This window comes from Kocuria salsicia (assembly GCF_039532055.1).
Taxonomy (GTDB): domain Bacteria; phylum Actinomycetota; class Actinomycetes; order Actinomycetales; family Micrococcaceae; genus Kocuria; species Kocuria salsicia.
Genome location: NZ_BAAARF010000003.1, coordinates 378,063 through 388,917, shown reverse-complemented (window position 1 = coordinate 388,917; position 10,855 = coordinate 378,063). Strand labels below are relative to the sequence as shown.

8 protein-coding genes are annotated in these 10,855 nt (G+C 70.3%); 2 read left to right on the top strand and 6 right to left on the bottom strand.

What is annotated here, in order from left to right:
• Window positions 1-2: 2 nt before the first annotated feature.
• The 3 genes from ABD264_RS01770 to tkt all read right to left on the bottom strand — a co-directional run bounded on the left by ABD264_RS01770 (window position 3) and on the right by tkt (window position 5,059).
• Window positions 3-1,607 carry a glucose-6-phosphate isomerase gene (locus tag ABD264_RS01770; RefSeq protein WP_290499769.1) on the bottom strand — a complete coding sequence of 535 codons (1,605 nt, stop codon included), beginning with the start codon at window positions 1,605-1,607 and terminating at the stop codon, window positions 3-5.
• Window positions 1,608-1,745: 138 nt separating this feature from the next.
• A complete protein-coding gene (gene tal, locus ABD264_RS01765; RefSeq protein ID WP_126874270.1) occupies window positions 1,746-2,852 on the bottom strand; it encodes a transaldolase in 1,107 nt (368 codons plus the stop codon).
• Between the two features lie 95 nt (window positions 2,853-2,947).
• Window positions 2,948-5,059 carry a transketolase gene (gene tkt, locus ABD264_RS01760; RefSeq protein ID WP_094394023.1) on the bottom strand — a complete coding sequence of 704 codons (2,112 nt, stop codon included), beginning with the start codon at window positions 5,057-5,059 and terminating at the stop codon, window positions 2,948-2,950.
• A 415-nt stretch (window positions 5,060-5,474) separates the two neighbouring features.
• Between tkt and ABD264_RS01755 the strand changes: the two genes are divergently transcribed.
• Complete coding sequence (locus ABD264_RS01755; protein ID WP_094394788.1) at window positions 5,475-6,371, top strand: heme o synthase; 897 nt, start codon at window positions 5,475-5,477, stop codon at window positions 6,369-6,371.
• A 156-nt stretch (window positions 6,372-6,527) separates the two neighbouring features.
• Entirely contained in the window at window positions 6,528-7,445 is a 918-nt protein-coding gene (locus ABD264_RS01750; RefSeq protein WP_144942660.1) for a dihydrodipicolinate synthase family protein, read from the top strand.
• Window positions 7,446-7,619: 174 nt separating this feature from the next.
• Here the strand turns inward: ABD264_RS01750 and ABD264_RS01745 are convergent, their stop codons facing one another.
• The 3 genes from ABD264_RS01745 to ABD264_RS01735 form a co-directional block, all read right to left on the bottom strand.
• The gene (locus ABD264_RS01745) at window positions 7,620-8,636 is read right to left on the bottom strand and encodes a COX15/CtaA family protein (protein ID WP_144942661.1); all 1,017 of its coding nucleotides are present in this window, start codon (window positions 8,634-8,636) and stop codon (window positions 7,620-7,622) included.
• Window positions 8,637-8,787: 151 nt separating this feature from the next.
• Entirely contained in the window at window positions 8,788-9,615 is an 828-nt protein-coding gene (locus tag ABD264_RS01740) for an ABC transporter permease (protein WP_344203817.1), read from the bottom strand.
• Window positions 9,612-10,613, bottom strand: coding sequence for an ABC transporter ATP-binding protein (locus ABD264_RS01735; RefSeq protein ID WP_244944651.1), 1,002 nt, complete (start codon window positions 10,611-10,613; stop codon window positions 9,612-9,614). The genes ABD264_RS01740 and ABD264_RS01735 overlap by 4 nt, the downstream gene beginning before the upstream one ends.
• Between the last annotated feature and the right edge of the window lie 242 nt (window positions 10,614-10,855).

Genomic DNA, 10,855 nt, shown 5'->3' with positions numbered 1-10,855 from the left:
GATCACAGCTCGGACGCCGCGCGCAGCAGCTGGGCCACCCCGGCCTCCCGGTCCAGCAGCCGCAGCCGCAGGACAGGGCGGTGGTGCTCGGCGAGCACGGTGGCGTCCCCGTCCGCCTGCGCGTTGATGAGCTCGCCGAAGGTGAAGGGGATGCCGGGGATGTCCACGTCCGTGTCCGTGGCCGCAGTGATCTGCACGTAGACACCCTGGGCGGGACCGCCCTTGTGGTACTGGCCGGTGGAGTGCAGGAAACGCGGGCCCCACCCGAAGGTCACGGGACGCCCGGTGCGCCGCGCCAGCACGTCCCGCACGGACTCCAGCTCGGTCCAGCCGAGCCGGTCGAAGTACGCCTGGACGCTCACGTAGCCGTCCTCAGGCAGCTGCTCCAGAAGCGCCGAGAGGGCCGCGGGCACGGTGGTCGCGCCGCGCAGCACGTCCTCGGCGCCGCGGATCTCGATCTCCCCGTCCGTGGCGGCCGCGGGTGAGGGCTCGGGCTTGGAGGCCAGAAGCTCGCGTGTTGCCGCCTTGGCGGACTCGACGTCCGGCTGGTTGAACGGGTCGATGCCCAGCAGCTGGCCCGCCACCGCGATCGCGACCTCGAAGGCCATCATGAGGCCGCTCAGCGAACCGGCCACGCGCACCCCCTCGGACTGCTCGGGGTCCATGTCCTCCTCAGCCACGAGCGAGACGACCAGCACGTCCGACGCGCCGGAGGTCAGCTCGGGGGCGCCGTCGTGCACGACCACGGGCAGCACGCCCGTGCCGGACTTGCCGGTGGACTCGGCGATCAGCTGCTCCGCCCAGTCCGCGAAGCCCACGAACGGCGCGCCCTGGTTCACGAGCACGATCTTGTCGCGCAGCGGTGAGGTACCGCCCAGGGCGGCACCGAGCTGCAGGCCGATGTTGTTCTCGTCGTCCTCGCGCAGCATCTCGACGGCCTCCTCGGCGTCGTCGAGCAGCGCCGCGACGTCCACGCCGGCGAGTCCGGAGGGCACGAGTCCGAACGCCGTGAGCGCGGAGAAGCGCCCGCCCACGTTCGGGTCCGCGTTGAAGGTCTTGCGGTAGCCCGCCTCACGCGAGGCCGAGTCCATGGGGGAGCCCGGGTCCGTGACCACCACGATCCGCGAAGGGGCGTCCAACCCGGCGCGCTGGAAAGCGTCGATGAACACTCGGCGCGCGGAGTCCGTCTCCACCGTGGAGCCGGACTTGGAGGAGACGATCAGCGCGGTGTGCTCGAGGTCCTCGAGCGCCTTGGTGACCATCTCGGGGTCGGTGGAGTCCAGCACGAACAGCTCCACGCCGGCGCTGCGGGTGATCACCTCGGGAGCCAGGGAGGAACCGCCCATGCCCGCGAGCACGAAACGCGTGACACCTTCGCGGGCGAAGTCGTCCCGCAACTCCTCGATCTCCGGTACGAGCGGACGGGAGACGCTCACGGCGTCCGTCCACCCGAGGCGGACTGCCGCCTCCTGCTCCGCGGCGGCGCCCCAGAGGGCGGGGTCCTGGGCGAAAAGCTTGGACGCGAAATTCTCGGCGACCAGGCGGGGGACGTTCGTGTCGATCGCCTCTCGCGCGGCACCGGCGGCCTGCAATGACAGTGAGCTCACGGGGAGCCTCCTCAAACGTGGTGGGTGGGCGGTGCAGCGGCTGGGCCGCACCGCCCGGAAGTGGTGCTGCAACGGGACCGCCACCCGCGGTCGTGGGGCACCGGGTGCTCCTGCACAGCCGCGGGCGGCGAGACGAGGTCAGCTCGCGGCGTCGAGCGCCGTGCGCACGGTCTCGAGCAGCTCCTCCCAGGACTTGTCGAACTTCTCGAGGCCCTCGGTCTCGAGCAGCTCCACGACCTCCCGGTAGGACACGCCCTGACGGGCAACCGCGTCGAGGACCTCGGCGGACTCCTCGTAGGTGCCGCTCACGGTGTCACCTGTGACGTCCGCGTGGTCGTACGTGGCGTCCAGCGTCTTCTCCGGCATGGTGTTCACGGTGTTGGGGGCCACCAGCTCGGTCACGTACAGGGTGTCCGGCAGGTTGGGGTCCTTCACACCGGTGGAGGCCCACAGCGGACGCTGCGGGTTGGCGCCGGCGGAGGCAAGACGCTTCCAGCGCTCGGTCTGGAGCGACTGCTCGTAGACCTGGTAGGCGAGACGCGCGTTGGCCAGGCCGGCCTTGCCCTTGAGGGACACGGCCTCCGCGGAACCGACGGCGTCCAGGCGCTTGTCGACCTCGGTGTCCACGCGGGAAACGAAGAAGGACGCCACGGAGTGGATCGTGGAGAGGTCCTTGCCGTTCTCCAGCGCACGCTCGAGACCCTCCATGTAGGCGTTGATGACGCCGCGGTAACGCTCGAGCGAGAAGATCAGCGTGACGTTCACGGAGATGCCCTCCGCGATCGTGGCCGCGATCGAGGGCAGGCCCTTCTCGGTCGCGGGGATCTTGATCAGCGCGTTCGGGCGGTCGATTGTCTGGGAGAGCTTCTGCGCCATCGAGGCAGTGGCGTCGGCGTCCTGCGCCAGGCGGGGGTCCACCTCGATGGACACGCGCCCGTCCACACCCTGCGTGGCCTCCGCCACGGGGGCGAAGAGGTCGCACGCCTCACGGACGTCGTCCGTGGTGATGCGGAACACGGCGTCGTCGACCGAGACCCCTTCGGCGGCGAGCGCCGCGACCTGCTCGCGGTATGACTCGCCGTTGGCGAGCGCCGCGGCGAAGATCGTGGGGTTGGTCGTCACGCCGACGACGTTCTTGGTGTCGATGAGCTCCTGCAGGTTGCCGCTGGTGAGGCGCTGGCGGGAGAGGTCGTCGAGCCAGATGGAGACGCCGGCGTCGGAGAGCTTCTGGGTGGGGGTGGTCATGTTCTCTGTCCTCGATTCGTGAGAGAAGAGCATCTGGGGTGTGGTGGGCGGGGCCGGAGCCCCGCCCACGATTGCTGCTGTGCTGAGCTGCGGGGTCACCTCGCGGCGGCGATGGACTCCTCGGCTGCCTGTGCCACGGCCTCGGACGTGATGCCGAACTCGCGGTAGAGCGTCTGGTAGTCGGCGGACTCGCCGAAGTGCTCCAAGGACACGGCGCGGCCGGCGTCGCCGAGCAGGTCGTTCCACGACATGCGGATCCCAGCTTCAACGCTCACGCGGGCCTTGACGGCCTTCGGGATGACCGATTCGCGGTACTGCTCGTCCTGTGAGTCGAACCACTCGCGGCAGGGCATGGAGACCACGCGGGCCGCAACGCCCTTCGCCGCGAGCTGCTCCCGGGCCTCGAGGGCCAGCTGGACCTCAGAACCCGTGCCGATAAGCACCACGTCAGGGGTGCCCTCGGTGTCCGCGAGCACGTAGCCGCCGCGGGCCACGCCCTCGGCGGAGGCGAACTTCTCACCGTCGTACTCCGGGTGCAGATCCTCACGGGGAACCGTGGGCAGATCCTGGCGCGTCAGCGCCAGCCCTGCCGGGTGCTCGTGGTTCTCGAGAATCGTGCGCCAGGCCACGGCGGTCTCGTTGGCGTCCGCGGGCCGGACGACGTCGAGCCCCGGGATCGCACGCAGCGCCGAGAGCTGCTCCACGGGCTGGTGCGTGGGGCCGTCCTCGCCGAGGCCGATCGAGTCGTGGGTCCACACGTAGATGGACGGCACCTTCATGAGCGCACCCAGGCGCACCGCCGGACGCTGGTAGTCCGAGAAGATGAGGAACGTGCCCGAGAAGGCCCGGGTCTGGCTGCTCATCACGATGCCGTTGACGATCGCCGCGGCCGCGTGCTCACGGATGCCGAAGTGCAGCACCCGGCCGTACGGGGAGCCCTTCCACTTGGCCGTGGAGCGGCTCTGCGGAATGAAGGAGTCCGCACCCTCGATCGTGGTGTTGTTGGAGCCCGCGAGGTCCGCGGAGCCCCCCCACAGCTCGGGGAAGGTCCCGGCGATGGCGTTGATGACCTCGCCGGAGGCCTTGCGGGAGGCCACGGCCTTGCCCGCGGGGAAGGTGGGGAACGCGGCCGCGTAGTTCTCGGGCAGCTCCTCGTTCTTGATCCGGTCGTAGAGCTCGGCCTTCTCCGGGTTGGCCTCGCGCCACGCCTGGAAGGACTTCTCCCACTCGGCGCGCTCCTGCTTGCCCCGCTCGGCCACCTCGCGCACGTGCGCGAGGATCTCCGGCTCAATCTGGAAGGACTTCTCGGGGTCGAAGCCCAGAATCTTCTTGGTTGCCGCGACCTCCTCCGCGCCCAGGGCGGAGCCGTGCACGCCGCCGGTGTTCTGCTTGGTGGGGGAGGGCCAGCCGATGATCGTGCTCAGGGCGATGATCGAGGGCTTGTCCTTGACTTTGGTGGCCGCCACCACGGCGTCGTACAGGGCCTCGACGTCCTCCTTGTACTCACCGCCGTTGCGCCAGTCCACGCGAGCGGTGTCCCAGCCGTACGCGGCGTAGCGCGCCAGGACGTCCTCGTTGAACGCCACGTTGGTGTCGTCCTCGATCGAGATCTTGTTGTCGTCGTAGATCACCACGAGGTTGCCGAGCTGCTGGGTCCCGGCCAGGGAGGACGCCTCGGAGGTGATGCCCTCCTCGAGGTCTCCGTCGGAGGCGATCACGAAGATGTTGTGGTCGAACGGCGACTCACCGGCGGGGGCGTCCGCGTCGAAGAGACCGCGGGTGTAGCGCTGCGCGTAGCCGAAGCCCACGGAGGAGGCCAGGCCCTGGCCCAGCGGACCGGTGGTGATCTCCACGCCCGTGGTGTGGCGGTACTCCGGGTGGCCCGGAACCTTGGAGCCCCACGTGCGCAGCGACTCGAGGTCCTCCATCTCCAGGCCGTAGCCGGAGAAGAACAGCTGCAGGTACAGGGTGAGGGAGGTGTGCCCGGGGGAGAGGATGAAGCGGTCGCGCCCGGTCCAGCGGTCGTCCGAGGGATCGTGCCGCATCACCTTCTGGAAGAGCATGTACGCCACGGGGGCCAGGGACATGGCGGTGCCCGGGTGGCCGTTGCCGACCTTCTGCACGGCATCGGCGGCGAGGACACGGGCGGTGTCCACCGCGCGGGCGTCCTGCTCGGTCCAGTTCAACGGTTGATCAAGGTTCGGCACGGTGGCGAGCCCCTTTCGTGGGAGTGGATGGTGCGCGGCGCTGCCCGGTCCCGTTCCGTGGCCACGGTGGTCCGGCCGCAACGCCTGTTCCGCGCTCAACCTTAGTCCGGCGGGACCGCGAGCGTCAGGGACGTGGCCCCGGGTGATCGCTCACGGCTCACCGTGGGCCTCGTCACCGCGCCCCTGAGCGGCGCAGGCGGCTATACTGGCGACCGGGTGTCGGTGCGAGCCCGTCTCGCCCCGCCCGTTCAACGCCGCCCCCGGGCCGGCCACCAACGTTCTTTGGAGCATCGATTCCGTGAATCACCTCGACACCGCGACGCACCCGGACTCCTCGGGATCCCCCGCGTCGCACGGCCACGGAGCCACCGGGAGTCGCATCTCGGAGGTCGCGCCCGTCGGGTACGAGGGCCCCATGACGGCCGGTCGCAAGATCAAGGCCTACGTGGCACTGACGAAGCCCCGGATCATCGAGCTGCTGCTGGTGGCCACCATCCCCACCATGTTCTTCGCCCAGCAGGGTGTGCCGAACCTGTGGCTCGTGCTCAACACCCTTGTGGGCGGCACACTCGCGGCCGGGGCCGCAGGCGCGTTCAACTGCTACATCGACCGCAACGAGGACCGGCTCATGCGCCGCACGGCCAAGCGGCCGCTCGTGACGGGTGAGGTCAGCGACCGCGAGGCCCTCGTTTTCGCCTGGGTGCTCTCCGCCGTGGCCGTGGCCTGGCTGACTCTGGGCGTGAGCGTGCTGTGCGGCGTGCTCGGTGTGGTGGCGATCGCCCTGTACGCGGTGTTCTACTCGATCGTCCTCAAGCGCCGCACCGCCCAGAACATCGTCTGGGGCGGCATCGCGGGGTGCATGCCCGTGCTGATCGGGTGGGCGGCGGTGCGCGGCACCCTCGAGTGGCCGGCTCTGGTGCTCTTCGCGTTCATCTTCCTGTGGACGCCCCCTCACTACTGGCCGCTGTCCATGAAGTACGCGGAGGACTACTCCCGTGCGGGCGTCCCCATGCTCGGCGCCGTGGACACCGCGCGCACCGTCGGCGCCCAGGTGGTCCTCTACGCGTGGGCCACCGTGATCTGCTCGCTACTGCTCATCCCCGTGGGCGGGGCAGGCTGGGTGTACGGCATCATTGCGCTGGTCTCCGGGGGCTGGTTCACGTACCACTGCCACAAGCTCTACGGCCTGGCCACCGCGGGCAAGCCGACCCTGAAGCAGGCCATGTACGTCTTCCACGGCTCCATCGCCTACATCACGTTCGTGTTCGTGGGTGTGGCGCTGGACCCGTTCGTCGGCGGCCCCATCTTCTAGTCGCTGCGCGGACACCCTCGTGTCCGCAGAAGCCGCGCGGGCCACGGCTCAGACTACGGGTTGCACCCGCCGTAGGGCGCTCGCCCTGAACGGCCACGGTCGGATCATCCGACCGGTCGATGCCCGGTACCGGTAAGGCTCACCTAAACTTGTCCCATGCTCTCCATGACGTTCTCAGGCGTGACCGCCTATCCCGTGACCCCCCTGCACCCCGGCGGCGCCCTGGACCTCGACTCCCTGGAATGCACAGTGGCGCGGCTCGCGCACAGCGGCGTCTCCGGCATCGTCGTCCTCGGAACGTCCGGGCTCTTTGCCTACCTCGACGCGCAGGAGCGCGCCGACGTCGTGCGCACGGCCGTGAGGGCCGCCTCCGGCTCGGGTGTTCCGGTGGGGGTGGGTATCTCGGCCATCACCACGCGGGAGGTGCTTCAGCTCGCCTACTCCGCGGAGAACAACGGTGCGGACGGGCTCGTGCTGAGCCCCGTGAGCTACATTCCCCTGGTGTCGCAGGAGATCGCGGACCAGGTGGAAACGGTCGCCTCGGCCGTCTCGCTGCCGCTGTGCCTGTACAACAACCCCTCCACCACGGGTTTCACGTACCCGGTCGAGCTCGCGGCGGAGCTGTCCTGGCTGGACAACGTGGTCGCGTTCAAGGACACCGCCGCATCCGGCAGGCTCTTCCACTCGCGGCAGCTGCTCTTCGCCCAGCAGTCGGAGCCCGGCACCGTGCACGGTGCAAGTCGTGACCAGCTGATCGTGGACGAGCACCCGGATGCGGCGTGGCACAGCGGCATGGCGGCGCTGCTGGCTCCCGAGTTCGTTGCCTTCCACGAGGCAGTGACCCAGGGCAGGACCGAGGACGCCGCCGCGTGGAGCCGGGCCCTGCGGCCGCTGATGCAGCTGATGGGCCACGAACGCCCGCTGTCGGTGCTCTACGCCTTGGCGGAGGTCTGCGGTGTGCGCACGAGCGCCCCGCGCCGGCCCCTGCTGCCCATTCCGTCCCACAGCCGGGACGCCCTCGCCACGGCAGTGGCGCGCCTGCGTGAGACGGCGCCGTCGACGACGTCGCGCTGAGCGTGCGAGGGCCCGTCACCGGGCCCGGGGGTGCCCCGGGTCGAGTGACGGGGCGCCCACGTTCTGGACCCCCGGGAACGGGACCCGCCCGAGCGATCCTGCTCCGGCGATGTCGCGCCGGGACGAGAACTGCCCTGGCACCCGGTCCGCAACCCCCGCGGCAGGACGCCGGGCTCAGCCGACGGGCTGCGCCGCGGCGTCGTTCTTCTCCCCGAGGTCGACGGGGGCCGCGTGGGCGTGCTCGGGTTGAGCGAGGTACACGGAGAACGAGACCACGCGCGTGGCAGCCCAGATCACCACGGCGGAGAGGACCATGTGCAGGGCCACCGCGGGGATCGGCACGTGGTTGAAGTACTGGTAGTAGCCCACCAGGCCCTGGGCCACGATGATCGCAGCCATGATCAGGTACGCGTTGCGCAGCACCGTGGGCAGTCCCTTGACCGTGCACAGCACGATCCCGGCCAGGACCGTGAAGGTCAGCAGGTACACGGGAACGGCGTGGGCGCGCGTGATGGCTACGGAGTCGAAGGCCAGGCGGGCGCTGGAGTCGTCCCCGGCGTGCACGCCGGTGCCCGTGACGAGAGTGCCCACGTAGAGGATCACTGCGCTCAGCAGCCCCGTGAGGATGCCGAGCACGAGCACGGCGGTGCGGGAGGAGTGCAGCTGACCCGGACGCTGGTCGTGCGCCACGGCGGAGAGCCCCTCGCGGCGCGTGTTCAGCACGAGCAGCGTGGACAGCGAGATCATGGCCGCGGAGATCAGGTAGTGCACGCCCACCATCAGCGGGTGCAGGCCCACCAGCACGGTGATCCCGCCCACGACCGCCTGCAGCGGGATACCGATGCCCAGGGCGAGGGCGAGCCAGAAGAGCTTCGGGTGCGTGCGGACCATCCGCATCACGGAGAGGAACATCAGCACCGCGACCACCGCCAGCACGAATGTGAGCAGTCGGTTGCCGAACTCGATGATCCCGTGGATGCCCATCTCCTGGGTGTTCGTCCAGGACTCCGCCGAGCAGCGCGGCCATGTGGGGCATCCCAGCCCCGATCCCGTGAGCCGCACGAGCCCACCGGTGAGGATCAGCAGCGAGTTGGTGAGCAGGGAGGCGACGGCGAGTCGCCGCACCCACGGGGTCACGGTGCTGGGCCACCAGAAGGAGTCGGTGGCGGTACGGGCGGCGGCGTCAGACATGAGCGGTGCATCCAGGGGCAGTGGGAACGAAGACGCTCCCAGTGTAGCCAGCGCGGCCTGGGAACCCCCGAGGACCCAGGGATGTCTCAGGCACGCCGGACGGTCCCCGGAGTGCCCGGACCCGGCGGGGACATCAGGTGCCTCCCTGCGATCAGATCCAGCGGAACCACTTGACGGTGGCGGCCCAGCTGAGGACCGCCCACACGCCCAGCACGAGCAGCGGCGCCAGGGTGGCCGGTGTCCCCAGGAAGCACTCGCGCACCAGCTCACCCGCCGCCGAGGACGGCAGCAGCGCCACGAGCCGGGAGAGCCAGCCGGGCAGAGCGGTGAGCGGGAAGAGGACGCCACCTCCCGCGGCAAGGGCCACCCACACCACGTTGAGGACGGCGAGGGTGGCCTCGGCCCGCAGCGTGCCAGCGATGAGCATCCCCAGGCCTGTGAACGTGACGGCCACCAGGACGAGCAGGGGGATCGAACCCAGCACCGCGAGACCGGAGGGTCGCCACCCGAGCCACGCGGCCACGGCGGCGATCACGAGGTACTGGAGGACGAGCACGGCCAGGATGGCCAGCAGCTTGCCCGCGATGAGCCCCGACCGTCCCAGCGGGGTCGTGGAGAGGTGGCGCAGCACCCCGTAGCGGCGGTCGAAACCGGTTTGGATGCCCTGCCCGGAGAATGCGCTGGAGATCACGCACAGCACGAGGATGCCCGGAACGGCCACGTCCACGCGGGAGGCACCGTCCACGCGGTAGGGGTCCAGAAGATCGGTGAACGTCAGCCCCACCAGCGCCATGACGGGCAGGATCACGAGCAGCAGCAGCTGCTCGCCGTTGCGGACCATGGTCATGGTCTCGAAGCGGGCCTGGGCCAGCACGCGCCGGGACAGCGACGCCGCCCGGGGACGCTGCGAGGCGCTGCCGGTCAGCTGGTGGGACTGCGGTGCAGTGCCCGCAGTGGGGAGGTGCTGCGTTCTGCTCATCGAACATCACCGCCGGAGACCTCCAGGAACACGTCCTCCAGGGATCGGGGTTGCACGCTCAGCGCCTCCGGCAGTCGGTCGTCCAGTGTGGCCCACCCCGTGACCTCGCGCACGCGAGCGCCGTCGAGGGGGCCGGTGAGGGTCACGGTGCGGTCCTTGACGCTCCAGGTCACGTCCGTGAACCGTGGCGTGCGCCAGGGCGGATCCTCCCGCAGCCTGTGCGCGTCCTGCGGCGCGAGGGTCACGGTCATCACGAGAGGTGCCTCCCGCTCGGCGCTCACGAGTTCGGACACCGTTCCCTGCACAGCCACGGTGCCGCGGTTGACGATGTAGACGTAGTCGGCCAGGCGGGCGGCGTCGTCCATGAGGTGGGTCGTGAGGATGATGCAGACGCCGGAGTCGCGCAGCTGCTGCACGAGGTCGAAGACGATGTTGCGCGAGCGCGGGTCGAGCCCGGCGGAGGGCTCGTCCAGGAACAGCACGTCCGGGCGGCCCACGAGCGCGGCGGCCAGTGCCACGCGCTGCTTCTGGCCCCCGGAGAGCCGCCGGATGCCGGTGCCGAGGAACGGGCCGATGCCCAGCCGCTCCACGAGCTCATCCAGGGGCACCGGGTCCGCGTAGAGCCGGCTCACGTGCCGCAGCAGCTCTCCCGGGCGCACCGACTGGGGCAGTCCGCCGTCCTGGAGCATGACGCCCACGCGCGCGCGCAACTGGGCCGAGGCCTGCCACGGGTCCTCACCGAGCAGCCGGACGCTGCCGGAGGTGGGCCGCTGCAGCCCCTGGGCGCACTGCAGGGTGGTGGTCTTGCCAGCGCCGTTGGCCCCGAGCAGGGCGGTAATCCTGCCCTGGTGCGCCGCCATGCTCAGTCCGCGCACGGCACGGACGGGTTCTCCCCGGCCCTCGAAGGTCTTCACGAGACCGTCCACCTGCAGGGCCACGGGGGCGGGGCGGGAGGTCTGGTCCAGGCTGGCGGGAGCTGGGTGGGGCGGGGTCTGCACCCGGTCAGTCTAGGACCTCGGCCGGACCCGCGGCAGCACCCGCGGCCACGGCGGCCGGGAACGACGTCGCGGCGCGCGGGGGTGCCGGACGACCGCTCCCGGGCGCGGCGCGGAGCACCGAGAGCGTTTTGACGGGAATGGAATAAGGCATACGCTCGTTGTGTATTGCGTGTTCAGTGCGCGGTGCCGTCCCCGGGACGGACAGGTGCGCCGAACGCACCCCACTCACCTCTCTCCCGTAA